This is a genomic window from Halobacteriovorax sp. GFR8, from assembly GCF_050955245.1.
In the GTDB taxonomy this organism is placed as follows: domain Bacteria; phylum Bdellovibrionota; class Bacteriovoracia; order Bacteriovoracales; family Bacteriovoracaceae; genus Halobacteriovorax_A.
In genome coordinates this window covers 2,838,124-2,864,568 of the sequence record NZ_JBPBLR010000002.1, presented here as the reverse complement: position 1 = coordinate 2,864,568, position 26,445 = coordinate 2,838,124, and the positions used below count along the sequence as shown (strand labels likewise).

General features: G+C 36.8%; 21 protein-coding genes and 1 pseudogene. 9 read left to right on the top strand and 13 right to left on the bottom strand.

What is annotated here, in order from left to right; genetic code table 11:
- Nucleotides 1–8 precede the first annotated feature (8 nt).
- Both metH and ACRXC1_RS14300 read right to left on the bottom strand, forming a co-directional pair.
- Complete coding sequence (gene metH / locus ACRXC1_RS14305) at nucleotides 9–3,683, bottom strand: methionine synthase (protein WP_433659779.1); 3,675 nt, start codon at nucleotides 3,681–3,683, stop codon at nucleotides 9–11.
- Nucleotides 3,683–4,627: a methylenetetrahydrofolate reductase gene (locus ACRXC1_RS14300; RefSeq protein WP_433659777.1), complete on the bottom strand. Its 945-nt coding sequence runs from the start codon at nucleotides 4,625–4,627 to the stop codon at nucleotides 3,683–3,685. Before ACRXC1_RS14300 ends, metH begins: the two co-directional genes overlap by 1 nt.
- A 341-nt stretch (nucleotides 4,628–4,968) precedes the next feature.
- Between ACRXC1_RS14300 and ACRXC1_RS14295 the strand changes: the two genes are divergently transcribed.
- The gene (locus ACRXC1_RS14295) at nucleotides 4,969–5,853 is read left to right on the top strand and encodes a hypothetical protein (protein ID WP_392910598.1); all 885 of its coding nucleotides are present in this window, start codon (nucleotides 4,969–4,971) and stop codon (nucleotides 5,851–5,853) included.
- Nucleotides 5,854–5,874: 21 nt separating this feature from the next.
- The gene (locus ACRXC1_RS14290; protein WP_433659775.1) at nucleotides 5,875–6,621 is read left to right on the top strand and encodes an inositol monophosphatase family protein; all 747 of its coding nucleotides are present in this window, start codon (nucleotides 5,875–5,877) and stop codon (nucleotides 6,619–6,621) included.
- On the opposite strand, the gene ACRXC1_RS14285 is transcribed toward ACRXC1_RS14290, so the two are convergent.
- The 5 genes and pseudogenes from ACRXC1_RS14285 to trmB all read right to left on the bottom strand — a co-directional run bounded on the left by ACRXC1_RS14285 (nucleotide 6,618) and on the right by trmB (nucleotide 14,293).
- Nucleotides 6,618–9,752: a DEAD/DEAH box helicase gene (locus ACRXC1_RS14285; RefSeq protein WP_433659773.1), complete on the bottom strand. Its 3,135-nt coding sequence runs from the start codon at nucleotides 9,750–9,752 to the stop codon at nucleotides 6,618–6,620. The genes ACRXC1_RS14290 and ACRXC1_RS14285 overlap by 4 nt on opposite strands.
- A gap of 103 nt (nucleotides 9,753–9,855) precedes the next feature.
- Nucleotides 9,856–11,292 carry an RNA polymerase sigma factor RpoD gene (gene rpoD, locus ACRXC1_RS14280; RefSeq protein WP_232215063.1) on the bottom strand — a complete coding sequence of 479 codons (1,437 nt, stop codon included), beginning with the start codon at nucleotides 11,290–11,292 and terminating at the stop codon, nucleotides 9,856–9,858.
- Nucleotides 11,266–11,607 (bottom strand): annotated as a pseudogene (locus ACRXC1_RS14275) (RNA polymerase sigma factor region1.1 domain-containing protein); the annotation flags it as partial. The pseudogene ACRXC1_RS14275 and the gene rpoD, both read right to left, overlap by 27 nt.
- A gap of 19 nt (nucleotides 11,608–11,626) precedes the next feature.
- On the bottom strand, nucleotides 11,627–13,519 hold the full coding sequence (dnaG, locus tag ACRXC1_RS14270; protein ID WP_433659771.1) for a DNA primase: 1,893 nt from the start codon (nucleotides 13,517–13,519) through the stop codon (nucleotides 11,627–11,629).
- 21 nt (nucleotides 13,520–13,540) lie between these two features.
- On the bottom strand, nucleotides 13,541–14,293 hold the full coding sequence (gene trmB / locus ACRXC1_RS14265) for a tRNA (guanosine(46)-N7)-methyltransferase TrmB (protein ID WP_392910589.1): 753 nt from the start codon (nucleotides 14,291–14,293) through the stop codon (nucleotides 13,541–13,543).
- A 155-nt stretch (nucleotides 14,294–14,448) separates the two neighbouring features.
- Between trmB and ACRXC1_RS14260 the strand changes: the two genes are divergently transcribed.
- On the top strand, nucleotides 14,449–15,348 hold the full coding sequence (locus ACRXC1_RS14260; RefSeq protein ID WP_433659769.1) for a hypothetical protein: 900 nt from the start codon (nucleotides 14,449–14,451) through the stop codon (nucleotides 15,346–15,348).
- Here the strand turns inward: ACRXC1_RS14260 and ACRXC1_RS14255 are convergent.
- The 5 genes from ACRXC1_RS14255 to ACRXC1_RS14235 all read right to left on the bottom strand — a co-directional run bounded on the left by ACRXC1_RS14255 (nucleotide 15,345) and on the right by ACRXC1_RS14235 (nucleotide 18,218).
- The gene (locus ACRXC1_RS14255; protein ID WP_433659767.1) at nucleotides 15,345–15,539 is read right to left on the bottom strand and encodes a hypothetical protein; all 195 of its coding nucleotides are present in this window, start codon (nucleotides 15,537–15,539) and stop codon (nucleotides 15,345–15,347) included. The genes ACRXC1_RS14260 and ACRXC1_RS14255 overlap by 4 nt on opposite strands.
- Before the next feature lie 8 nt (nucleotides 15,540–15,547).
- The gene (locus ACRXC1_RS14250) at nucleotides 15,548–15,760 is read right to left on the bottom strand and encodes a hypothetical protein (RefSeq protein WP_433659765.1); all 213 of its coding nucleotides are present in this window, start codon (nucleotides 15,758–15,760) and stop codon (nucleotides 15,548–15,550) included.
- A gap of 135 nt (nucleotides 15,761–15,895) precedes the next feature.
- Nucleotides 15,896–16,867, bottom strand: coding sequence for a hypothetical protein (locus ACRXC1_RS14245; protein ID WP_433659763.1), 972 nt, complete (start codon nucleotides 16,865–16,867; stop codon nucleotides 15,896–15,898).
- On the bottom strand, nucleotides 16,864–17,820 hold the full coding sequence (locus tag ACRXC1_RS14240) for a hypothetical protein (RefSeq protein WP_433659761.1): 957 nt from the start codon (nucleotides 17,818–17,820) through the stop codon (nucleotides 16,864–16,866). The genes ACRXC1_RS14245 and ACRXC1_RS14240 overlap by 4 nt, the downstream gene beginning before the upstream one ends.
- Complete coding sequence (locus tag ACRXC1_RS14235; protein ID WP_433659759.1) at nucleotides 17,808–18,218, bottom strand: NUDIX domain-containing protein; 411 nt, start codon at nucleotides 18,216–18,218, stop codon at nucleotides 17,808–17,810. The genes ACRXC1_RS14240 and ACRXC1_RS14235 overlap by 13 nt, the downstream gene beginning before the upstream one ends.
- Nucleotides 18,219–18,356: 138 nt before the next feature.
- On the opposite strand from ACRXC1_RS14235, the gene ACRXC1_RS14230 reads away from it, so the two are divergent.
- The 4 genes from ACRXC1_RS14230 to ACRXC1_RS14215 all read left to right on the top strand — a co-directional run bounded on the left by ACRXC1_RS14230 (nucleotide 18,357) and on the right by ACRXC1_RS14215 (nucleotide 22,637).
- A complete protein-coding gene (locus tag ACRXC1_RS14230) occupies nucleotides 18,357–19,016 on the top strand; it encodes a site-2 protease family protein (protein WP_433659757.1) in 660 nt (219 codons plus the stop codon).
- 33 nt (nucleotides 19,017–19,049) lie between these two features.
- Entirely contained in the window at nucleotides 19,050–19,955 is a 906-nt protein-coding gene (locus tag ACRXC1_RS14225) for a segregation and condensation protein A (protein ID WP_392910574.1), read from the top strand.
- 24 nt (nucleotides 19,956–19,979) lie between these two features.
- On the top strand, nucleotides 19,980–21,500 hold the full coding sequence (scpB, locus tag ACRXC1_RS14220; RefSeq protein ID WP_433659755.1) for an SMC-Scp complex subunit ScpB: 1,521 nt from the start codon (nucleotides 19,980–19,982) through the stop codon (nucleotides 21,498–21,500).
- A gap of 105 nt (nucleotides 21,501–21,605) precedes the next feature.
- A complete protein-coding gene (locus ACRXC1_RS14215) occupies nucleotides 21,606–22,637 on the top strand; it encodes a pseudouridine synthase (RefSeq protein WP_433659753.1) in 1,032 nt (343 codons plus the stop codon).
- Nucleotides 22,638–22,688: 51 nt separating this feature from the next.
- Here ACRXC1_RS14215 and ACRXC1_RS14210 read toward each other — a convergent pair whose 3' ends face one another.
- Complete coding sequence (locus tag ACRXC1_RS14210; protein WP_433659751.1) at nucleotides 22,689–24,692, bottom strand: hypothetical protein; 2,004 nt, start codon at nucleotides 24,690–24,692, stop codon at nucleotides 22,689–22,691.
- A 379-nt stretch (nucleotides 24,693–25,071) separates the two neighbouring features.
- Between ACRXC1_RS14210 and ACRXC1_RS14205 the strand changes: the two genes are divergently transcribed.
- Nucleotides 25,072–25,485: a response regulator gene (locus tag ACRXC1_RS14205; RefSeq protein WP_103217672.1), complete on the top strand. Its 414-nt coding sequence runs from the start codon at nucleotides 25,072–25,074 to the stop codon at nucleotides 25,483–25,485.
- A gap of 12 nt (nucleotides 25,486–25,497) precedes the next feature.
- Nucleotides 25,498–26,334: a chemotaxis protein CheX gene (locus ACRXC1_RS14200; RefSeq protein WP_392910566.1), complete on the top strand. Its 837-nt coding sequence runs from the start codon at nucleotides 25,498–25,500 to the stop codon at nucleotides 26,332–26,334.
- Nucleotides 26,335–26,445: the final 111 nt, after the last annotated feature.

Sequence of the window (26,445 nt, the reverse complement as noted above, 5' to 3'; positions counted from 1 at the left end):
TAACTATCCTATAGTATTGGCCTTAGCCATTTCTTTGTTGTTTCAATGTCCTGACCTTTGGCCCTTGAGTAAAGCTCAATTTGGTCTTGGGCAATATTTAAAATATTAAAGTACTTAGCACAAGGATTAAAGAATATGTAGCCTGAAACTGAACTTGCTGGATACATAGCGAAGTTCTCTGTTAGATATGCACCTGTATTTTCTTTGACATTCATATAATCCCATAATTTTGCTTTTTCCGTGTGATCAGGGCATGCCGGGTATCCTGCAGCTGGACGAATCCCAGTATATTTTTCTTTAATGAGCTCATCAAGTGAGAACTTACGTTCTTCTTCAACTCCACACAATTGACGTGCTCTTTCATGAATTAATTCTGCATAGGCTTCTGCTAGACGATCACCAACGGCCTTGACCATAATAGATGTGTAGTCGTCACCCTTGTCTTCAAAACTCTTAGCATATTTCTCAACTTCATCACCCATTGTGACAACGAATGAACCAATATAGTCCTGTTTTTCTCCCTGTGGCAGAATATAATCAGCAAGAGAGAGGTAAGGGCGATCCTTTTGTGTTTTTTCTTTTTGTTGTCTCAGAAAATTAAAAGTACCAAATTCATTCTTATTTTTATCAAGTAAAGTAACTGTTTCATCTTTTGAATAAGCTGGCCAAAAACCTAAGACTGCTTTTGGTGCGAAACGATTATTTTCAATGATGTCATCAAGAATATTTTGTGCTTCATCGTAAAGCTTCTTTGCTTCTTCTCCATAATCTTTATGTGACAAGATATGTGGATAAAGTCCCTTTAGCTCCCAAGTCCAAAAGAAAGGTGACCAATCGATATACTTTGCAATTTCAGCAACACTAATATCATCAAATTTCTTGGCTCCAATGAATGGGGGAGTAAACTCGACAAATGTTTTTACAGGATCGATTCGTAAGTGATCACGGGCCGCTTCTAATGAAACTGTTGCTTGCCCACTATCTTTCTTATTTTCAAAATATTCTTTTGTTCTTTTTTGTGATTCTTTCAAATCCTTTAAGAAGTCGTCCTTTAGCTTTTCACTTAAAAGACTATTACATATTCCTACCGTTTGAGAGGCATCGCCAACGTGAACAACAGGACTTGTACATTCCGGAGCAATTTTAACAGCAGTGTGAGTTTTGGATGTTGTTGCTCCACCAATCAGTACAGGTACCTCAAGGCCTTGACGATTGAATTCTGCTACATTGTGAATCATCTCATCAAGAGAAGGAGTAATTAGTCCACTTAGACCGATGAACTTAGCCTCATGTTCTTTTGCAGCTTTTATAATATCTTCACAACTTACCATGACACCTAAATCAACAACGTTGTATCCATTACAGGCCAGAACAACACCTACGATATTCTTTCCAATATCGTGAACGTCGCCTTTTACCGTAGCAATAACAAATGTATTCTTTTTACTTTTACCATCAGCACCTTTTTCCATATATGGCTCAAGGTAAGCTACTGCCTGCTTCATAACACGGGCACTCTTAACAACTTGAGGCAGAAACATCTTTCCGGCACCAAAGAGGTCACCAACAACTTTCATACCGTCCATTAATGGACCTTCAATGACATTTAAAGGAATACCTAACTCTTGTCTTGCTTGTTCGACATCTTCCTCGATGAATTTTCCGATACCCTTTACAAGTGCGTGAGTGATACGCTCTCCAAGGCTCCCTTCACGCCAAGATAAATCATCTTCCTTGGCTTTTGATTTAACGCCTTTAAATTTTTCTGCATACTCGATTAAGTCATCAGTTGCACTCTCTGAACGATTAAAGAGAACGTCTTCGATTTTTTTCATAAGCTCTGGTTCAACATTTTCATAAACTTCGAGCATACCTGCATTTACAATTCCCATGTCTAAACCAGCTTTGATGGCGTGGTAGAGGAAAGAGCTATGCATTGCTTCGCGAACAATATTATTTCCGCGAAATGAAAAAGATATATTTGAAATCCCACCACTTGTTAGAGCTCCTGGGCAAGTCTCTTTGATTTCTTTTACAGCATCAATGAAGTTGATTGCGTAATCATTATGTTCTTCAATTCCAGTACCAACTGTTAGGACGTTTGGATCAAAAATAATATCGGTTGCGGGGAAACCAACTTCTTCTGTGAGGATTTTAAAGGCGCGCTGGCAAATTGAAACTTTTTCTTCTTTAGAGGCAGCTTGTCCTTTCTCATCAAAGGCCATAACTACAACGGCCGCTCCATATTGAAGGATCTTTCTTGCATGCTCTTTAAAAACTTCTTCGCCTTCCTTGAGCGAAATTGAATTAACAATTCCCTTACCCTGTATACACTTAAGACCTTCTTCGATGACATCCCATTTAGATGAGTCAATCATAATAGGGACTTTACAAATATCAGGCTCAGAAGCAATTAGGTTTAGAAACTTCACCATACAAGCTTTAGAGTCAAGGAGACCTTCATCAAAGTTGACATCGATAATATTGGCACCGTTTTCAACTTGTTGACGGGCGATATCCAAAGCTGCTTCAAAATTTTCTTCACGAATTAGACGTGCAAATCTTGGAGATCCTGTTACATTAGTACGTTCTCCTACCATGATAAATGGACGCTCACCCGTATAATCGAGATTAAGAGGCTCTAAACCTGATAGTCGTTGGTTCTTAGGTAAATCGTGTTTCTCACGTGGTTTGATATCTTTTAAGTGATTATAAATTGCATTGATATGATCTGGTGTCGTTCCACAGCAGCCTCCAACAATATTGACGAGCCCTGACTTAGCAAACTCTTCTAAAAGTGATGCTGTTTCATTTGGCTTTTCATCATAACCTGTATCACTAAGTGGATTAGGTAAGCCTGCATTTGGGTAACAAGAGATTAGACAATCGGAAACTCTTGATAACTCTTCAATATATGGACGCATCTCTTTGGCCCCAAGAGCACAATTGATTCCGACACTAAAAGGCCTTGCGTGCTCAACCGAGTTCCAGAAGGCTTCAACGGTCTGCCCTGAAAGAGTTCTTCCAGAGGCATCAGTAATTGTTACTGAGAGCATTATCGGAGTATCGAGATTATTGTCATCAAGATACTTTCTCATTGCAAAGATGGCCGCTTTTAAATTTAGTGTATCAAATGAAGTTTCTGCTAAAAGAAGGTCAGCGCCCCCCTCAATAAGCCCTTTTGTTTGCTCATAGTAGTTATCTACTAGTTCATCAAATGTAATACCTCTATAAGCAGGATTGTTTACATCTGGAGAAATCGAAGCTGTTTTATTTGTTGGCCCCAAAGCTCCTGCAACGTAGCAATTCCTTTCTGGATGTTCTTTCATGAAATCAAGACAGGCTGCTTTTGCGATTTTAGCTGCCTCTACATTTAGCTCATAAGCAATTTCGCTTAAGTGATAATCATCTTGAGCAATGCGAGTAGCAGAAAATGTATTTGTTTCAATAATATCTGAACCTGCAGCTAGGTACTTAGTATGAATTTCTTTAATAACTTCTGGTTTTGTGAGGTTTAATAAATCATTATTTCCTTTTAAGTCGATTTTTGTTTCTTGAAATCGCTCACCTCGAAAGTCTTCTTCGGTTAGGTGGTATTGTTGAACCATTGTTCCCATGGCCCCATCTAGAAACAGAATTCTATTCTTTAATATCGACTCTAGCTGTTTACGAATATCACTCATTAAAATAAACCTTTTAGAACATCAGTAACATTAGCACTGTCATTCATGACATAGAAGTGAACAGAAGGAACATTGGCACTTAATAATTCTTCTGTTTGTTTTCTTGCCCACTTAATACCAATTTCTTTGATATGATCTGGGTTCTCTGTTGCCTCATTAACAAATTCGTCAGGGAAGTCGACGTAGAAATGTCTTGGAACATTGGAAAGTTGTCCCATACTTTTAATTACTTTAATTCCCGGAACAATTGGGCATGTAATGCCGGCCTCTCGACATTTATCAACGAACTCAAAATATTTCGAATTATCAAAGAACATTTGAGTGACGATATAATCGGCACCAGCATCAACTTTCTCTTTAAGATACTTAATATCAGTTGCAAGGTTTGGTGCTTCAAAGTGTTTTTCTGGATAGCCTGCTACACCTACTGAAAAATCTAGAGGTAAGCTATTAGAAATCTCATCAAGGTAGATTCCTTTTTTTACGTTATCGATTTGTTCGACAAGGTCTTTTGCATAGAAATTTCTTTGGCGAGAAAGGTCGTACTTTTTATTGTAATTAAGGGCGTCTCCGCGAAGCGCGAGCACGTTGTGAATTCCAAGGTAGTTTAACTCAATAAGAGCATCCTCAGTTTCTTCTTTTGTAAATCCTTGAGTAAGAAGGTGAGTTACCGTATCAATCTTAAAGCGATTTTGAATGACCCCACAAATACCAACTGTACCTGGGCGTTTTTTATAAATTTTTCTTTCTACCGAACCATCATTCTTTTCATTGTAATAAGCACCTGCTGAGTGTGCTGTTACATCAATCCATGCAGGGTTAAATGGCAAAAGCTGCTTAACGATATCTGTTACGGCCGAAATATTTTTGCCTCTTGGTGGTGGTACAATTTCAAAACTAAAAAGCGGATTTGTTGCCTTGTCGATATGCTCGATAACTTTCATTCGTGTATTTCCCTATGTATAAATTTGTTACCTTATTTTAATCATTTATGAGCAATAAGAAAAGGCGAGGGCCCCTTTTTCTGGGGCCTTAGGTTAATTCGAATGAATCGGGTAGATGGATTATTTAGATAATTTTAAAGGAAGGATTTTTGTAAGTTTCTAAACATGAGTTATGTTTCAAACTTGTAGGATTTTTAGCCTACTGGTTTATATATTTGGACTTTTTTCACAATTGAAATGAGGGATCTATTCCACAATGAAATATATTGCCTATATTCAAGTGCTTATAAGTTTCACGTTGGGCCAAAAACTGTTATCATTATGTAGTAGAGGATAATTTGATGAATAAGGATCAGATTTACCATTTAGAAAGTGAGTTCATTAGAGTTTCTGTTACGAAGCAGGGAGCTGGACTGTTATCAATATTTGATCTTGAATCATATGTTGAATATTTGTGGCAAGGACATCCAACACTAAATCCCTGGAAGCCTCAGCTTATCTTTCCAATTGTAGGAAAGCTCAAGGATGACCAGTACTGGTTAGGACGTAAATATTATCACATGCAAAAGGATGGCTTTTTAAAAGACTTCCAATTTGAAGTAAAGAATCAACGCAGGGACAGAATCACTTTTGTTCATACGAATAATCAAGACACAGAGCTTATTTTTCCATTTCGCTATAGTATCGAAGTGACCTATATGGTTTATGGGCCAAAGCTTACAGTCTCATTTGTTATAAAAAATTTAGATAAGAAAGAAATGTTCTTTTCTCTAGGTTTTGCTCCGACTTTCAATGTTCCTCTTGGCCCAGAAGGTCATGAGGATTGCTTTATTGAGTTCTCTACTCAAGAGGAACGTGGAGCATATTTTTTAGAAAATGATCTTGTTAATTTTCATGATGCTGACAATAAGAAAGTTGTCCAAGACTGTCGTGTTTTCTTCACTCAGGATAATTTTAGAGGTGGAGAGATGGTGTTTAAGGATATTAAGTCAAAGAGCGTCGCTCTTAAGAATATTTTAAACGAGAAGTCAGTTAATATAGACTTAGGAAATATTCCTTATCTCTCAATATGGACTTATCCTGGTGCTAATTTCGTAAGGATTGCACCGGCTTTTGGTGTGACAGATGCGCTAGATTCTAATAATGACTTCTACACGAAAGAAGGCCTAATTGATTTAGAGCAAGAAAAGACTTTTAAACACGAATTTGTCTTTCATATCCGCTAGGCATATTCGCTAGGACCAGTAATGTATCATAATGAATTAGAAGAAATAAAAAACAGTATTCATACTAAACTCGACACTATGGTGTGGGGTGATATGTCGATTGAAAGAAAGGCCGATAAGAGTATTGTGACAGAGTTTGATATCTTTGTTTCAGACCAGGTTAAAAAGGTCTTTCATGAGTCTAATTTTGATTTCAACTTCTTTTCGGAAGAAGACCAAGAGAGTTTTGAGTTTCCTGTTATTGTACTAGATCCTATTGATGGAACTCGTGAGTTTGCAAAGGGCTATGGTGAGTGTGCAGTCTCCCTGGCCATTTTGTTTTCAGCAGATATTAATGACGATCGCAATTTTGGCTGGATCTATAATCCATTTACCGGGTTTGAGATCAGTAGTGATGTAAAGTACCCACTCGGAAGTCGCCATGCTCATGCTGAGGCCGTCAATATTATGATCTCGCGTTCAGAGTGGGAGAAGGGCGCTAATAAATTGGATTTTAAGCACAACTTTAGAATTACTCCACTTGGCTCCATTGCCTTTAAGTTAGGACTACTTGCTGCTGGTGCAGCTGAATGTGTTGTCTCTTTTCGTGATAAGAATATCTGGGATATCGCTGCTGGTGTTGTTATTTGTCACTCGAGGGGGATTCGTTCAGATGAGATAAAGGATCTTTCTAGCAAGAAGTTAACAGGGCCATTTATTTTCTGTCGAGATGAATTAAAAGTAGCTGTTCATGAAGAAGTTAATCGTCTGAAGAAGTCCAAGTCTTAGTTAAATAAATCTTCAAAATCTTTCATTGTAAGCTTTCCACTGAATAGCTCTTCATCATCTTCAGGAAGAAGTTCTTTGAAAAGTTCACGTTTGATTTCTTGGAGTTTTAAAACTTTCTCTTCAACTGAGCCCTTAATAATAGGTCTAAATACGTTTAGAGTATTTTTCTGCCCGATACGATAAGCTCTATCGATTGCTTGTGATTCAACAGCAGGGTTCCACCAAGGGTCCATAATAAAGACGTAACTAGCGGCTGTTAAGTTAAGACCAACTCCCCCGGCCTTAAGAGAGATTAAGAAGAGTTTTGTTTTCCCGCTTTGGAACTCATCAACTGCTGCTTGGCGCTTCTTAACATTTAGAGAACCATCAATTCGAGAGTACTTCCAGCACTGACTGTCAAAAGCTGTTCCAATAATATCGAGGTATGTCGTAAATTGAGAGAAGACGATAACTTGGTGACCTTCTTCAACAATTTGCTCTAAACTTTCAATAAGATAATCAACTTTCGTTGATGAAAGACTTCGAATGTCTTTTGTTGTTTTATTGCTATGGTTTTGCCATAGACAGCTCTGGCGAAGTTCAAGAAGTCCTTTAAGGATTTCACCATACTTCTTATTCTTAGGAGCATTTTGAATATTATCTTTAATTGATTGTAATTTATTTTTGTAAAATTCGTCTTCACTATCATCAAAACTAAGAAGGACATTATTTTCAATCTTAGGAGGTAGATCAGTAAGAACTTGGTTTTTTGTACGTCTAAGGATAAACGGTGCGGCCGTTTTTCTTGCATAGACTCTTGATTTAGGTGTCGAGCTCGATCTTAAAAATCTCAAGTCTCCCCAGATACCAGGAATACTAAGATCAATAATATTAAAGAATTCAGCAAGATCATTTTCAACAGGTGTACCAGTTAAACAGATTCTAAAGTCTGCATTGATTTTTCTTGCTGAAGAGGCTCCAAGTGAGCGCATATTCTTAAGATGCTGAACTTCATCTAGAACAAGAACATCATAATTAGTTTCTTCAAATTGCGCTTCAAGTTCTCTTTTAAGAATTCCATATGAAGTTAGGATTACTTTTGCTTTACTATCTTCTGGAAGCTCCCTATCGGCGCCGTGGAATATATGGACGTCAATATCTGAGAATTTCTTAAATTCATTTTCCCAGTTGAGAAGTAGGGAAACAGGGCAAACAATTAGAACTCGATCTATTTTATCGTAGATACTTTCAATAAAGGCGATGGTTTGAATAGTCTTACCAAGACCCATATCATCGGCCAGACAAGCACCAAGCTTATTCTCATGAAGGAATTTCAGCCAGTTGTAACCAGTCTTTTGGTATGCTCTTAGAGTTGAACCGAGATGCTCTGAAATAGGGTAGTCGGGAATACCTTCAAGATTTTGAAGTCTTTCGCAAAGAGCGATTTCTTCATCCGTTAAGGCCCCTTCAAGACCAATCTTTTTAAGCTCAAATAATTCAAAGATTCTGGCACGAGAAAAAGGTAGGATGAATTTTTTAAATTTTCCGTCCTGTATTTCTTCTTTGGCTTCAAACTTTGTGTATTTTTGAACAAACTTCAAAAGATCCTTTTGTTCATTATTTAGTAAGATGACACCATCTTTAGTAATAGCAATATTGTTGTCGAGGTCGACATTTTTAAGAACTTCTTGGTCGACGTCGTTAATTTCTAGCTCAAGGTCAAACCAACCAGAGCGTCCAATTTGCTTTCTTTCAAAGCGAATACGAGAGTTCCAATTCTTAATTTCATTATTGTTATAGAAAATTTCAACACCGTAAGGCTTTGTTACAGTAAATAGCTTCGATAGGCCTTGTGTGATTTGTGACATTGAAACTTGGAAAATCACTTCGTTTGTATCTCGATATAGGTAAGAGTAGCGGAAGAAGTGGTCTCCAAATTCCGTTACCATTACTTTAAAAAGAAGACGTTGAAGCTTATTATCGTATTTGTATAGCTTGTGATTCTCGTGATCAAAGCTTAGAGTGTAGTCTTTGCTAACAACTTCTGAGATCAGACGAATCCAAGCAGACTTCTTAGACTTTCCTGAAAGAGACTTCTTATAGCTATCAACACCTGTTTCAAAGTAGTGCTGAACTTCTCTTAGAAAGTGGTATGCTTCAATCTTTTTACGAAATAAATCGAGATAGCCACCTTCAAATGTGAGAGAGGCCATAAATTGTGGAGGCCTTGTTCTCTTTTCTTCTTTATTGAAGAACTCTACTGAAAAGTTGTTATAACCTTTTCTTTGAGAGTTATTAATATAGATTCTTAAATCTGGTGACTCGATATTTGTGATATCAAATTGCTTACCCTCAACTTCAAATGCGATGTACTTCTCAAGCCTTTCAGAGTAGGCAAGATTTAAGGCATCATCGATCTTATATGTTGATAAATTCGATCTTAGTGTCGAGAAGAACTCCTTTAATTCACTTGGAAGTGAAAAGAGTTCACCAGTATCCCAGTTAAAAAGATATAAACTTTCAAAGATACTAATATCACGGTGAGTTTTACCTTCTTCATCAAGTAAGGCAAAGCGAATACTCGATTTTAAGTCATCTTGAAAATCAACTCGTTGTTCTTTATTTGGAGCGATATTAAAGACTAACTTTCCTGATAGATTCTCAGGAATTGGAAACTCAATCGTTTTCTTATTAGTTAGTGAGTAATTTAGTGTTGAGTAAGTCGGCCCATGTGGCGCATTTTCTAACTCGTGTGGACCACTAATAATTGTCCCATACTCAAGTGGATAAACACCGTATCCACCGATAGGAGGGAGGTGAGTACTCGTATCAGACTGGTCATTATTTGTTGCAATATAGTACATAAAGAGAGCAGCTGTATGGTGGCAGTGCTTTTCTTTTGTCCATTCTAGACAATCACATGATGTTGATAGTGGTGATTCATCAGTTCCCTCAAGCCTCTTCTTATAGACGACCTTAGACTCATAAGGGCGATCTTCTTTAATGATTCCTGTTGTGATGAGGTAACCATCAAGACTTCCTTTCTTAAAAGAAAGTGAGACCTTCCCAAGGCTGAGAACTTTTCTGGCCTTAGAGATTGCCAGAGTTGAAAAATATTTTTTTGCTAGATCGAGTCCAGGTTCTTGTGTCATATATTACTTTTATGTCTAAAAGCCTTATTATAACGCAAAAATAAAGAATGTAATAGTCTTAGTTCTGTTAAGAAGAAAGGCCTCAAATAGAGGCCTTTTTTACTTAGTTATTTTCGATATATGACTTAAGAAGTTTCGCTCGAGATGGGTGTCTTAGCTTGCGAAGCGCTTTGGCTTCAATCTGTCTAATACGTTCACGAGTTACAAAAAAGTCCTGTCCAACCTCTTCTAGAGTGTGGTCAGACTTTTCACCAATACCAAATCTCATTCTTAGAACCTTTTCTTCTCTTGGTGTAAGAGTTGAAAGTACTGAACGAGTTTGCTCAGATAATGTAATGCTCATTACAGCATCTGCAGGTGAAATAATCTTCTTGTCTTCAATGAAGTCTCCAAGAGATGAATCTTCTTCTTCACCAATTGGTGTTTCAAGAGAGATCGGCTCCTTTGAGATCTTTTGAACTTTCTTAACTTTATCTACTGGCATTTCCATTTTCTCAGCAATTTCTTCTGGAGTAGGTTCACGCCCAAGTTCTTGGATAAGTTGTCTTTGAGTTCTTACCATTTTGTTGATTGTCTCAATCATGTGAACTGGAATACGGATTGTTCTTGCTTGGTCAGCAATGGCACGAGTAATGGCCTGACGAATCCACCAAGTTGCATAAGTTGAGAATTTGTAACCACGACGATACTCAAATTTATCAACAGCTTTCATAAGACCGATGTTACCTTCCTGGATAAGATCTAGGAATTGTAGACCACGGTTTGTGTATTTCTTAGCAATCGAAACAACAAGTCTTAAGTTAGCTTCAACTAGTTGAGCTTTCGCGCGGTCGGCTCTTTCTTCACCGTTAGTGATAATCTTATAAACTGTTTCGATATCATCAAAGCTCATTCCAGCTTCTTGAGATAGTCTTCTTAGTTTTCTAAGAATATCTTCTTGGTTACGAACTAGTTGCTCTACCTTTGCATCAGTTGTGTAAAGCTCTTTTGCGAATGCACGCTTAAATGCATCGTCTTCCATGATCTTCTCATGTAGGTCACGGTAAGCTTCAATTGTTTCAACTTCTAGGAACTTAAAGATACGATCTTGTTGTTCGTAAAGATCTTTAAATTGAAGGTAGTATTTCTTAACTGGCTCAACGAAGCTATTGATGATCTTTCTATTGAAAGTAAGGTCTGCAAGTTCAGTTGCAATAGCATCCATTTTAGTTTTTTCAGTTTTAGAAAACTTATCAAGAGTCCCATCATCTTCGTTAAGTGCAGAGTCATAAATTTCTTTAAGCTCATCACAAACCTTAATGATTGTCTTCTTAACTTTATCAACGTCTTTTTGAGTCGACTCATCATCTAGACCACGTACAAGTTCTCTTACAAACTCTGTTGGGTTTTCTAGTTCATTGATTCTATCTTTTAACGTGATAATTTCTGCAATCGCGTGAGATGACTTTAATGAAGAAAGAATAATTTCTCTTTCACCTTCTTCAATCTCTTTTGCGATAACAACTTCGCCTTCTCTCGTTAGAAGGGCAACAGAACCCATTCTCTTTAAATATAATTTTACAGGATCAGTTGAGGCACTTCTAAGTTCAGCTCTCTCTTCTTTTGAAAGCGTCTCTTCAATAATTTCAGTACCGTCAAGTTTGATTCCTTCATCTTCCTCTTCAACTTCGGCTTCAGTAACTTCAATTTCTGATTCACTGATAGCTAGCATAATGAGGTCAAGTTCTTCAGGAGCAATTAAGCTTGCTGGGATAGCATCGTTAATTTCTTCTGGAGTCAGGGAGTCTTGATCCTTACCGCGTGCGATAAGTTTTTCGAAACCCTTCGATTTTAAAAATTGTGCAGCACTTGACATGTTTGGTTTCTCCAGTCTTTTACTTTTTTAAAGCATGAAGCTTTTTACGAATTTCAATAATCTTTGTATTCAACTCAGTAAGCTCAGTTTGAGTGGTAACATTTCCTTTCTCTATGACTAAGCGATCACTTTCTTCTTCTAGACTAACTCTTTCAAGTTTTGCTTTGAGGTCCTTAATAATTTTAACCGCTCTCTCTTTTTCTAGTTTGATTCCTTTGTATTTATTTCTTATGCCATCATCTATAATTTCATGTAGGCCGTACTTGGAAGAACTCGAAAGCGCAAAATTTTTAAATTCCCTCTCATCTATTTCAAAGATTAAATTTTTCAGATTTAAAACATACTCTTTTACCCTATCTGAGTGCATAAAATCAAGCAGATCGGTCATTTCATCATACTCAAGACAATCCGGATGTTCAACGATAGCAAGTAGTAAGGTCTTCTCTGTACGTGAGATTGGAGCCTCTACTTCATCGATTATTGGCATCTCGTTTGCAACACTTTCAACAAAGCTTGCCATGTAGTCCTCGTCAAACTCTGGAGCATGCATTTCCATTGGAGGCGTCTCTTCGACAACGGCCGGCTTAAAGGTCTGAGATTTCTCGTCTTTTAAGAAATTTTCATAATTCTCAATGATGCTTTCTTTACTCGATTCAAGGTTTAGCTGCTTTGCCCACCCAACGAGTCTTTCAATGGCATTAAGATCTTTTCCAAGAGGTGAGACAAGATCAAAGGCCTGTCTTAGCAGTGCCAGTTTCTCGTCGAGAATCTCAATCTTGCGATCTGGTAGTATTTTTGAAAATTCATAATCAATGAACGGAAGCGCATTATCAATTCTATCTTGATAAGCAATGATACCTTCCTTCTCTAGGAAGTCGTCTGGATCTTTATGGGGATTTAGGTCGACAAACTTAGGTATGATGCCTGATTCTAGGAATTGGCGGTTTGCCCTCTGAGAAGCCTTAAAGCCAGCTTCATCATTATCGAGGGAGAGATAAATATTCTTTGTCATGGACTTAAGCGTACGAAGAGAGTTGTCACCAAGGGCCGTCCCCATGATTGCGACACTATTTTCAAAACCCTTCTTGTAGTTTGCAATTTGGTCCATATTTCCTTCAACTATAATCACGCTATCGCGCTTTCTAATGAATGATTTTGCAAGATGGAGGCCATAGAGTAGGTTTCTCTTATTAAAAATGAACGACTCTATAGAATTCATGTACTTAGCGTGTTGATATTCATGAATTCGTCGGCTAGTGAAGCCAATAACTTTACCGTAGTGGTCCCAAATCGGAAACATTATGCGCTCACGGAAAGTATCATAATGGGACTTATTATCGGCGTTATACTTAACGATTCCAATTTTCAAGGCTGTTTGAAGAATCTCTCCACGGTCCTTAGCTGGAAGTGAACAGATATAGTCATAGATACTATTCTTCTTTGGCGCAAATCCGAGCTGATAGAGGTCGGCGATTTCATTGCTCAAATGACGATTCTTTAAAAAGTCTAGGTATTGCTCTGGCTTTAGATTACGTCCCGATTGGAAGTAAATAGTTGAAGCGACCTTAAGAATCTTTTCAGCATAAATGAACTCTTTCGATTTTTCTTTTGTATTCGTATACGAGTCGAAATCAATGCCAAATTTATCACAGATATCCTTCATGGCCTCGATGAACTCCATACTTTGGAGGTTCATAACGAAGTCAAAGTGACTGTGACCTGCACCACAAGAAAAACACTTATAGATTTTCTTGTCATTAACAACAGACATGGAAGGGTTTGTGTCATCGTGGAAAGGGCAGACTCCGTAAAGGTTATTACCTTTGCGAACTAAGTGCACACCATAGCGCTCGATTAAATCAGAAATCGGGATTTCATTGACGATCTTTTCGCGCAGTCTTTGTAATGACATGTGTGTGACTAACCTAGCTTTTTATTTTGCTTTTTTGGATTTTAGAACAAAAGCTTTAATATTTACACCTTGCTCGATAAATATTTTCTCAAACTTTGTTTTAAATTGGCAAAGTAGGTGATCTGGAGCATCGTTCCATAGATCTTTTGTCTCAAGTTCAAGCTCAAAGAGGTCTTGCTTCTCGATAACTTCTTTCATCCACTCTGCATAACCATCATGGTCTGTCTTAACAAAGAAGTATCCACCTGGTTTGATTACTTTATATGCCCTTTCTAGGAAAGGAAGTTGAAAAAGTCTCTTCTTGTGATGACGGGCCTTTGGCCATGGATCAGGAAAGAAATAAAAGACTTTATCTAGCTCATTTTCAGCAAAAAGGTGCTCAATTCTTTCACCTTTAGCTCTTAAGTATTTAAAATTGCGGTAAGGGAGTGATTTTAGCTTCTTTGCTAACGCATAACTTCTCTTGAAGCGATAATCCAGTCCGACAAAGTTCTGATCTCGATAAGCATCACAATATTGTAGCATAAAGTGGCCATAACCAGTTCCGATCTCAAGACACAGTTCACCATCTTGCGAGAACACCTCTTGATTCCACTTACCACAGTGAACTTCAGCTTCTTCGTCTCTTAGAACAAATTCACTAAATTCTTCTAACTTGTCGTGGTAAGGGTTGCGGTGCTTGTACTGGAAGTCCTTAGCAAATGACTTGTCCTGGTCTTGGTCGTACGCAAATGGATCGTTTGTCGCTTCTTGAGCATCTGATTTTACTGGCAACTTATACTCCTAAATGATTATTGCACCTAGTTATCAAATTGAAGGCGCTCAGGCAAGGCTTTAAAACCTTTATACAGGCTTTTGTCCGAGTCATCGTAAACAAATATTAGGGATAATTAAGTATTAATTTACTCAAAAGCTTTAGAAACTGTAGTATGAAGTTTATTTTACACCTATTTCTTATATTTCTTTTCTCACAAGCGACTCATGCATTTGATGCGATGAGGAGAGGGCCAGCTTCTGTTGTTCCAACTCCCGTCTATAAAGAGCATGAAGTTAAGATTCTCCAAGGTCATTACCGCCACCAATACTTTCGCTATTTCTTAGAAGAGATTCTAACTCTTTCACGAAATGATTTTGGTGATTTTAAAGTGACGGCACTTGATTGTGGCAATGAAAAAGAGTGTGTTGACTCAGGTGCTTATAAAAATGGGGACATCATCTATTCTCCATCTGAAAACTGGGACTTATCAGGCTTCAAAAAAATTGAAGCCCCTATTTTATCTGGCCTAATGGGCCTTCGCTTACCAGTTTACGAGTATAAGGATCGTTTAAAATTTGAAGCGATAAAGTCTCCGGAAGAATATAAGAAAAAGCGGGTGTCATTCAATAAGAATTGGCGTGATTATAAAATACTAGAAAAGTATAAATTCAAATTAATTGCAGTTGATACGTTTGATGAAATCTATGGGGCACTAACTGACAGTCGTGCTGATTATACACTTAGAGGAGTTTCTGAAGCCTTCATTGAAATTATCAATCAAAAAGAGAACCTTCTAATCGATACGAAGAACTTTATTTATTATCGCTATCCAGTTTATCTCTATGTACGAAAAACAAATAAACGGCTTTATCGCGCTCTCATATCAGGAATGAAGAAGATGGAGAGTCAGTCATATAATAATTTTACAAAGAGTTTTGTGGGACAGAATCTTGTTTTGGATGAAGCTGAGAGTTGTAAGATCTATAATGTGAATACTGAAGTAGTCCAAGTTTTAAAGCAGTGCGAGCTTAAGGGCCTTATTGAAGCTGTTGCCAACTTTAATCGCAATTAGCCCTTAAGCATTTGTTCGATAATTCGTGCTGCTTTCTTAGCTTCCTGAGGGTTTTCAAGGCGCCTTTGAATGAGCTTTTGAAGTTGTTCTACCTCTTGTTTTTGCTGTGTTTTCGTCTGAGAGGTAGTAGGTGCTGCGTTTTCACGTGAATCAGCACCCTTATATAAGTGTGTATATTTTTTTACACCCATGAGAATTCCTAAGCAACCGCTTCTGCTGCACTTTTTTTCATTGTAGAAACTCTTTTCATATGTTCTTCAATGACTTCGTATAATTCTAATTTTGTTGAATATGGGTCCATGCCTTCAGGCATCGTTGAATAAATTACTTCGTTGTTGATTTCTGCAAAGATAAACCAGTTGTTACCTAGTTTTTGAAAAAGAACTTCTGTACCTTTGTGTTGAATTGTCATAAATCTTCCTCCTGAAATAGTTTTGCAGTCCTTGCTAAAACAATGACACTAACTTTATCGTCCCTTTAATTTTTTCTTTTAAAAAATTATGAGCATTATTAATGAACGGAAATCTTTGCCGATAGGCTCAAGGTACTAGTAACGATAGGTGAATCCGACGTTGTAACCAAACGTTCCTTCAAAATTTGTTGAGATCTGATTGTCTGGCCATAATTGAGAATTCACAAATTGACCATCAGACTCAAGTGTTGATGGAAGACGAATGTCAATTACTGGCCCATGGTAAAGATAGAAAGAAGGGGAGTCAAAAACCTTCTTATGGGATAGGTTGATTGAAAGTCTTACATTAAAGAAGAGTCCACTAAAAAGTTTCTCCTCTGCTAAGCTATTAGTTTGATCGTCTTGATTCACAAAACGTCTTTGGTAATTGAGCCCAACTTGTAGCATTGATTCAATTTCAAAATATTGTCTCTTGTGAAATGTGTAAGAAACGACAGGCCCAAAAGTATAGTGAATATTACTTTCTGTCGTAAAAATATCTCCACTCAGTCGATATTCCGCTTGTCCGGTTGTGATGCCACCAAAAAAACCGTAGTAGAGACGATTTCCATCATCAAAAGTCGCAGGACTTAAATACTTAACGTTGAGGCTTCCTTCAAATCCGGTACTCTCTTGTTGAACTTCTGAGTTGTAAGCGTAGCGAGAAGATACACCTTTTTTGAAGATAAGATCAAATTGAGCACGGTTTAGTGGACGTCCTTTTAGGGGGTATTCATCTGGAAGTGGCTCTGCGATAACATAATCAGTAGGATCATTTTTTACATAAATTGTATGACCTAAATCTTCTGACTCATTATTTAAAATAAGCTTAATAAAATCTTTTCGAATGTAGGCTTTTCTACCATCTCTTGTAAGAGTAACGTAGTAGGATTCTTCATTTAAGTAGTTCGGATGTAGGTAGACCTTTGTCCCTTTTCTTAACCTCATGAGTATGATGCCATCTTCATTTGGCTTACTTATAACTGGGGCTTCATGAACACGAATAATTCCATCAGTGGCAAGAATAGATGTTGTTAAAAGCATTATAAGTAATAGCTTTCTGATCATATTGAAACCTCAAACTCTTTTCCAATATTGATACTAATGGCAGTTGCTGAATTGTCATTGGTAAGATTCGCTGCTGGAAAAACTACATTTGAATCAAATGCATAATTTTGTTTTTTTAGATCTAGGCCAATGAAGTATTTGGCGTAGTTGTAATTAACATTGAGTCCAAAAGAATCAATTGTATGGCCAACTTTTAAATCATTTATCGTAGCTGATGTATAAAGAGATCTTTGCGCACTTAAGCCGGCCGCAATAAACGAGTTCTCGTTAATGTGATAGCGATACTCGATTCTTAGACCAACAGAAAAGGAAGTGAACTGAACTTCTTGGCCACTATTTTGGGCCAGGTATTCAGCACTAAGAAATACTGGAATATTTTCGAAAGTTTCGACTCCTGCTTCTGCTGCAATAGTTGTACTTGATAATGAAATATTATCTAAAAAGAAATTTGGAGTAGAGTTTCCTAGTCCTGCTCTGATTTGAGTGTAGGTATGGATTTGTTTTTTGTCGTATTCAATGGCCTTGAATTTAGTTTGATCAAAAGGTGTGAACTTCTCATTATTAAAAGTTAAAATCGTTTCAAGGTGATCAAGGTTTGTACTTAATGTAACGTACTTCACATTTTCTTCGCTACCGTCATTTGGGAGGATGAAGAAATAACGTGAGCCTGGTGATACTTCTTTCGTACGAATAATCGTATTTTTTTGAATACGGTAATAGCTCTTTCCATCCAGTGATTCGACTAGAGAGTTTGCTAGAATGACACTTCGAAAAGTTTTGGCCCTGAGATTATTTTTTATATACTTAAAACGTGGCTTCGCCTTTGTTTTAACTTTTTCTTCTTTCTTACTAATTCTTCTTAGATCCTCAAACAGCTTATCTGAAGAGGCTTGAGCAAAACAAAGTTTCTGAGATAAAAGGCCAATGATAGTAAGAATAATTAGTCTAGACATTCAAGTGCCTTTTGAAACGCAATGAAATTACTTTCGTATTTGAAGTCTTTCTTTGTTACTTGATCAAGTGGCACCCATTTATACCCTTGGTGTTCTTGAGGTGAAATAGTAATTTCTTTTTGATCAGTTCTTGCAAGGAAACAATACTCAGTCACATCCTTATTCCAACGGTCATGAAATTCAAATTTTTGATCAATTTCTAAAATCTCGGCTTCACTTATTGAAGTTTCTTCAAGTAGTTCACGCTTGGCCGCATCAAAAATATCTTCTCCAGGGTCAACAGATCCTGTTACATTCTGCCAGCCAAAACCACGATCCTCCTTCATTTCCAATAGAAGAATTGCTTTTAAACCATTGTGCATGGTGACAACTTGAACCTTTTTATGACGCGTATTCATAGGTTTATTATAGCAAAAAAATTTAATTTCAATGCCTTGGGCAAATTTGGAGGTTAATTTCTTTAATTTGTCTTACATTCCGTTCATTTTGTATCGCAAACTTTTGTCGATTCCCGTGGTTTTTGGTAGATTATTGCGATGGATATAATGCGAATTATCAATACATTAACTTTGGCCCTCCCGGGCTTTCTTTTAGCGATCTCATTTCATGAGTTTGGTCACGCTTGGATGGCCAAAAGATATGGTGATGATACGGCCGAGAGAATAGGTCGACTAACTCTTAATCCAATTCCACACGTTGATCTTGTGGGAACAGTTATTTTTCCTATGGTTGGTATTATGCTAGGTGGTGTTCCTTTTGGTTGGGCCAAGCCTGTACCTGTTGATGTTCGCCGTTTTAAAAATATGAAGTCAGGTATCTTTTGGGTTAGCTTTGCAGGGCCAGGTGCGAACTTGATTCTTATGGTTTTATCAGCGCTATTCTTTGGAATGGTCTATGCTTATGTTCCATCGACGTTCTCATTAAAGACACAATTTATGGATATGCTTCAGTATTCGGTATTTATTAATATCCTACTGGCAGTCTTTAACTTAATTCCATTTCCTCCACTTGATGGGTCGAAGATGGTTGCAGCTTATTTAGATTACAACTCAGCACGAAAATATGAAGAACTTCAAAGATTTAGTTTTATTTTTATTCTAATTCTTTGGTTTACACCAATCTTTGGCTACATGATCAGACCGGTTATGAGTTTAGGGATGGTATTAATGAATACTTTTGCAGGTATTCTCTCTTAGTTTGTTAATTGAGGGATTTGAGGGAATTAACACATGTTAGACACAACGATTAAGGTTAAAACGGATACATTTGATGGTCCACTTTCACTGCTTTTGCTTCTTATTCAAAAAGAGCAAATGTCGATTAAGGAATTAAACCTTACGAAAATTACTAAGCAGTACTTAGACTATCTTGCAAATATGAAAGAGCTTAACTTTGATATTGCAGGTGACTACCTATTCCTTGCAGCTACATTAGTTCTTCTAAAGTCAAAGAATGCTGTAACAGAAGAAGAGCAGGCAAAGCTACAAAATCAGCTTGGTGCTGAAGGCTCTTTAAATATCACTTCTCATGCAGAGCTTGTTCGTCGTCTAGAAGAGTTAGCTCTCTACCAAAAGATGGGGCAAAAGCTTTTAGAACTTCCTCAAACGGGGAAAGATATTTTTGTTAAACCAAAGGTAAATCGTAAGGAAATTGTTAACTCGATTCTAACACCGATGGAGCTAGAGAAGTTAACGGATACAATGATTGACTTCATTTTCCGTCAAAATCGTAAGTATACAGTTATTAAGCGTGACCGTTTATCGATTAAAGAGAAATTAGAGTTCTTAAAAACATATCTACAAGTTGGACAGAAAACAAATTTAGAAGAATTACTAGAAAATGATAGTAATAGTCGTATGGCAACAACGACTGGTGAAGATACTGCAAAGATGTCTGCAGATGGTAAGAATACAATTGATAACGTTGTTATTACTTTTATCTCACTTCTTGAACTAGCAAGACTTAAGCGTGTTCAAGTTTTCCAAAATGAAAGCTTTGGGCAAGTTTATGTTGATGTTGTGAAGACTCTTGATGATTTCGATGTAACTCAAGCCGATGGTTTTGATGACGAGAATGAATCAAAAGATAAGATCGATACACAAGAATTAGAAAATATGGAACAAGTAGCGCACTAATCGCTACTTAGAGAGAGCACACAAATGGAAGAGAACACAACAGTTACTGAAGCAAACCTAGAGTTTCTATCAACAGATGAAGAGATGGTTGAAGAGTTAGAAATGGCCCTTATGCCAACTGATGAAGACCTAGAGTTTCCAGAAGAGTATTTAAAGCTCGAATCTGACTTTGCTGATGAGAAGATGCAAGAAGATAAACTTTGGAAAGCTAGAACTGGACTTAATGAAGAAACAATCTGTGGAGCGATTGAGACGATTGTTTTCATGAGTGATAAGCCGGTACCACTAATGAAAATTAAATCACTAATTGATGAAGATATTCCTCTACGTGTTGTTCACGAGGCGATTACTCGTCTTCAAGATGAATATGAATTAAAGCACCATGGTATTCGTCTACAAGAAGTTGCAAATGGTTATCAATTTAGAACTAAGGCAACATTCTCTAAATATGTTCAAGACTTATTTAAGATTAATGAATTAGTACTTTCTCCAACTGCTCTTGAGGTACTAGCAATCATTTCTTATAAACAACCAGTTTCAAAAATCGATGTTGAAAAAATCCGTGGGGTTGATAGTTCTCACATCGTACGCGGTTTAATGGATAAGAGACTTGTTAAAGTTGTTGGCCGCTCGGAAGACGTTGGGCGCCCAGTTCTCTATGGAACAACTCCGGAGTTCTTAGAAGTATTTAATTTAGCAAATATTGACCAACTACCACCAGAGCATGAGCTTGCTGAAATTGCTACACAAGGTGTTGGGAAAATCGAAGATATTAAAACTCTTGTAAACGCTGATCTAGCATCACGTTTTGATCAAGATGAAATTGAAGAGCTTGATAATATCGCAATGTCGATTAAGTCAATTGACTCAGAAACAGCATTTACTAAATCTCTTAAGGTTCAAGAAAGAAGACGCAAGTCTGCTAAAGTAGCTGAAGGCGAGGAAGCGGCACCTGTTTTAACTGCTTTTGATCTCCTTGAACAACACCTGGATAACTCTCTCGTTACTGGTGCAAATAAAGAGTCTGCAGAGTCGGAAGTCTTTACAGCTATTACTTGTCCAGAGGTTATTGCTGATCTAACAAAAGGTCCATTTAATATCCCTGAAGAAGAGGAAGATGATTTTGAAATGATCGACCTTGACTCAGGTGAAGTTATTAAAGACCTGACGGTAGAGGAAGCACTTGAAGAAGTTGCTGACGCTATTCTTTCTTCTGAGAATACTGAAGCTCAAGAAATTGTAATCAATGAAGAAAATGATGAAGCGGATATTGAAGCTGCTGCAGAAGAAGTTGAAGAAATCGCAATTATTGATGAAACTAAATCAGATGAAGAGGCCGATCACCTAGCGCAGGCCCTTGATGATGCTTTTGCTAAGCTATTTGGTGGTGATTCAGCACTACCTCAAGATGAGATGGATGTTGACCTTGATGACAGCATCAATGAAACGACTCAAAACTTAATTAATGGGGCGAAAGACCTAGATCTTGACCTTGATTTTCTAAATAACAAGGACTTAGGAGATTCTGAGTCTCATATTGAATAAGAAATAATTACTTAAATACTTGTAAAAGCTTACGTTTAGTTCTATTTAGACGTAAGCTTTTTCTTTATAGCTTTTAACCGCCGTGATGGCAGATAGGAGAGTCGAATGTCTAAATTAGTACGCTTACAAAAATTTATTGCAGATTGTGGGATCACTTCACGTCGTAAGGCCGAAGACCTAATCGTTCAAGGACGTGTAAAGGTTAATGGTATTGCTATTCGTGAACTAGGAACTAAGGTTGATCCATCTGTTGATGCAGTTGAAGTTGACGGTAAGGCCGCCGACCTTGGTTCAGTAGAAAAAATCTATATGATTATGAATAAACCTCGTGGAGTAATGACAACAGTTAATGATCCAGAGGGAAGAGAAACTGTTATTGATCTTTGTAAAGAGATCAGTGAGAGAATTTATCCAGTTGGCCGTCTTGATTACCTTTCAGAAGGTCTTCTACTAATGACGAATGATGGAGATTTCGCAAATCTAGTTATTCACCCAAGCTCTGAAATTACTAAGGTATACGAGGTAAAAGTTTTTGGTGCGATCAATGAATTCCTACTTAAGAAATTAAGAGCAGGTGTCTATATTGATGGTGTAATGACAACGCCTCAAGCAGTACGTGTTATTAAGCAGCTAGAAACAAAGACATGGCTAGAGTTTAGAATTAATGAAGGTAAGAACCGTGAGATTCGTCGTATGTGTGAAGGTGCTGGCCTAACAGTAGATAAGCTAAAGCGTGTTGCTATTGGTGGACTAACTGTTGAAGGGATTGCTCCAGGCTCATACCGCCTTGTTAATAGAAAGAACTTATTAAATGCTATTGGAATTGACATGGCAGGGAATAAGACGAAAGATGCTGTTGAGTATATCTCAAGTAAAAAGTCTGTAAACTTAAAAAAGAAAGGTCATCAAGGTTGTACAGCTGCCGATGATAAGGCCTTCACTAAGTTTAGAAGAGAGACTTATTTCAAATCGATTAAAGAAATTGCTGAAACTAAAAAGGCAAAAGAAAAAGAGATTAGAAGACAGGCTTACGAAGAGAAAGAAGCAGCATTCAAGAAGAGACAAAACAAGAAAAAAGCTCGTCTTGCTAAAAAAGAAAATCAACAAAAACATACTCACGTAGAATTTGTTAAATAAAAAAAAGCCCCTTTACGGGGCTTTTTTATTATCTTCATATCATATATTTCTTTAATCTCGTTCCTGAATATCTTCAATTCGATCAACTCGATCATCAATTCTTAGGTCTTCATCCGTTCCTCTAATGTAACGGTTTAGATATTCAAGCTGGTTATAGATTTCTTGGTAGTTATTTGTTCCAATTCTTAAGTCTACAAGTGTCTCAGAGTCATCAACAATATAGACATCGAGGTAGAGATACTTCTCAATATCATCCTTAGGAAGAAGCTCCACTAGAAGTTGCATAATATATTGTTCATTATTCATTCTTCTGAGTTTTGACGTAAACTTATCGACCTTCTCATTGTAAGGCATGTCACTATGGATGATGTCGTAGAAATACTTTGCAAGCTTCTTTGTTTTTCTTTGATACTCATCTTCTGGGACGTCAAACGGATGAAGTCGAGAGTCCTTATCGTGACTTGTTGAGCGAATGACTCTTTTTCCTCTTAGGTGCTCTGCCAGACGGTAGCGAAACTCTTCAAATGGAATCTTGTTCAGATAAGAGAATGCATCTTTCTTTAGAATCATTGTAACTTTTGAATTAAAGTTTACGTATCTCTTCTCTTTAGGGATACGTGCTATCACTTCATCACGTACAAGATTTGGAAGAATTCCTTTTAAAATTCTCAAGTATCTTCTCTGTTCTAGTCTTCTAAATTCATTATCGATACGATTGAAATTCATCCCAACATTTAAAAATTTATCGTCACTATGTGAAGAGGTTAATCCAAAATATGAGAGGATCTCTTTTTCCTTGGTATCAAAGATTTCGATTGAGATCTTTGACTCCTTAGTTTTAGTGTAGTTAGGGTAGTAAAAAGCTACTGTAGAACCATCAAGTCTTTCAAAGTTAAATCGGTTGTTAACATAGTGACTTTTTGCACTTAACTTTAAAATATCAAGGTTAAGTTGAATACCTGATGATTTCGATTTGTATCTATTATGTCCTTTAAAGACTCTTTCTACTCTTGGGGTTTCTTGACCTTCATCAGCTCTCGCAATACGATCGACATCTTCAAGGTTAACGACATAATACTTATCAAGTAGGTCTGAGTTTAATGATTCAGCAAAGAGTTTGGCCTCTTTAAACTTAAAGACATTATTAAATAGTCTATCGTAAACTTTTCTAACTTCATCATCTTTTAGATTGAAGACATAGTCAGCAAGAATGATATTACCTTTTGTACGGGAAGCATCGAGTTTAAACCAGTCGAGTTTATATTCATAATCAACTTCTTGTCCTAAAATCTCAAAGCTAACTAATTCGATAGCAAATCGACTTTTAAAGCTTAAGCCTGAAGATTTCTTCTTTTGTGCGATAATTTTAACTCGAACTTTTTGGTCATCAAGTTTATAAACTTGGATTAAAAAGTCTCCGGCCATAGTGAAGAAGCCGGTTAGTCCTGTATTCATAAGAGGGATTGCATTGTTATAGCTAAAGCCCGTCGTCAGGGCCATTGAGGCCGGTATAGAGATAAAATCTCCTGGATTTAGTTCATCGACATATTTTGAGCGAATTGGAATTTTTGCCACATTAAAAGGGAGTGCTTTCATCGCATCTGTTTTCTTCTCAAATTGTCTTGAGATAACAACTTCATTGTTACGATCAACCTTTAGAAAGAAAGGAGTCTGTAATTCTGGAAAGAATGCATTCTTCGTGTCGTGATGAATTCTAAAATTGAACTGATCGCGACGAGTGTAATTTCCTTGAATATATGACTTTTCTACTTCGTACTCGTACTTACCTCTAAGGGATAGCCCGTCGGCAATATTAATTTTGAAGATATCCACGTCTAGACTGATCTTTAAACTATTAAAAGCATCAATCAGTTTACGATTTATATTCTCTTTTGAAAGGTGATCTCTAAGAAAGTACTTAAATTTCGAATATGCACCTGGTGAGCTGTCTTGAACGACCTCTTCAGGAGCGGGGACGTTATTGGTCTGCGGCTGCTTCGCTGCAAAGCTCATCGACGTAATTAGGATAATTGTCAGTGTTTTTAAGCTACTCATGTCTATGACTAATATCATAATAAATATTTGAAAAGTCGTTGAATGTAATACTTATAAGTATGAACAAAGTATAAACATTTTTGATGGACCACTTTACTTTATTGACTACTTAATTAGGCCGCTAAAGTTTTGTGGCACTTTAATTGGCAAGTATTGAAAATCACAGCCTTGTAATACAATAGATTTCCTTTGGGGAAAATATAAACTTTGACATAAATGGGCGTAATAAAAAAATCACAAGAGCCGATAACTAACTAGATATATTAAGTTTAATGAAAGAATCAAAACTTTTTTTATTTGCTGGGAAAAATTAGGTCGCTATTTGGAGAAATTTCTCAGTGATATATTAGTTGAAGATTATTGAGTAGGAGAAAGAGTAATGGAAGATCTTAAAAAGTTTTCTTTTTTAATTGTGGATGACATGAGCACAATGAGAAAGATCGTTAAAAAGTTATTGCGTGATTTAGGTGCTGATAGGTTTGTTGAGGCCGTTGATGGAAAAGATGCTCTTAAAAAGATTGTAGAGAATAAAGGTGGACCAAACGAAATATCATTTATTATTTCTGACTGGAGTATGCCAAATGCTACAGGACTAGATCTTTTAAAAACGATTAGAGGTAGTGAAAACTTTAAAGAGATGCCATTCGTTATGGTAACTGCCGAACAAGACGTTGCTCAGATTCAAGAGGCTATCGCTAGTGATGTAGATGGCTATGTAATTAAACCATTCGATCAAGCATCTTTTAAGAAGAGGTTGGCCCTGGCCATGAAGAAAAGGTTTCCACAAGGTTAATAGGAGGCTTTCATGGGTATGGTAGAGAGAATTACAAAATCTCACTTTTCAGTTTTGGCCTTCTCGGGCGATATCGATCAAGACTGTGTTAAGTCACTGTCGATGATCTTTGATGCGATATTAGAGGATGAAAAAGATAAATTAATAATTCTAGATTTTAAGAGTGTTGAGTATGTATCTCCAAAAATTTATAACGAAATTTTTAGGTTATTCAAGTCAGCAGAAGAAAAGTCAATTTTAATATATACAATTAATGCTCGCTCTAAACTTGTTAGAGAGCTCAAGAGTGACTATGTTGATGAGCGTTTCAATTTTACTGATTCAATTTCAAAAAGACTGCAAGAGCTAAATCTTAAAAAGAAAAGAATTGAGTTAGACGTAAACTTTGTAAACCCTTTTATTCAAGCTGCAATAGATACTTTTGGTGTTCAGGCGAATTTAAAAGTATTACCGGGAAAAGTTTCTAAAGCAAAAGATTTTGAAAGCTATGAGATTGGGTTAATTGGTTCCATTGATGTTCAAAATGAGCAGTTTAACGGAAGGCTTCTTATTTGTTTTCCTGATATTGTTTTTATCAATATTTATAATCAAATATTTGGTGAGGACTATACCGAACTTAATGATGATGTGAAGGATGCAATTGCAGAGTTTACAAATATTACCTTAGGACAAGCAAAGGCCACTTTGAATCAAAATAGAGGGATTGTGATTGACCGAGCAATTCCATCGGTTTTACTTAAAGAAAATTTTTCTGACATTGATTTAGGTAAATATGAGTCACTCATGATTCCACTTGCAACAAAAATGGGCTCTTTTTATATCTACATTCTACTAGGGGCAAATGAATAATTAAGTACTTGTAAAAAAACGAACATGATCAATGTCATGAAACTAAGATTATTTATAGAAATTTGAAGTAAGCCTCTAAAAACACTAATTAAATAAAAGTTTTGTCCGAAT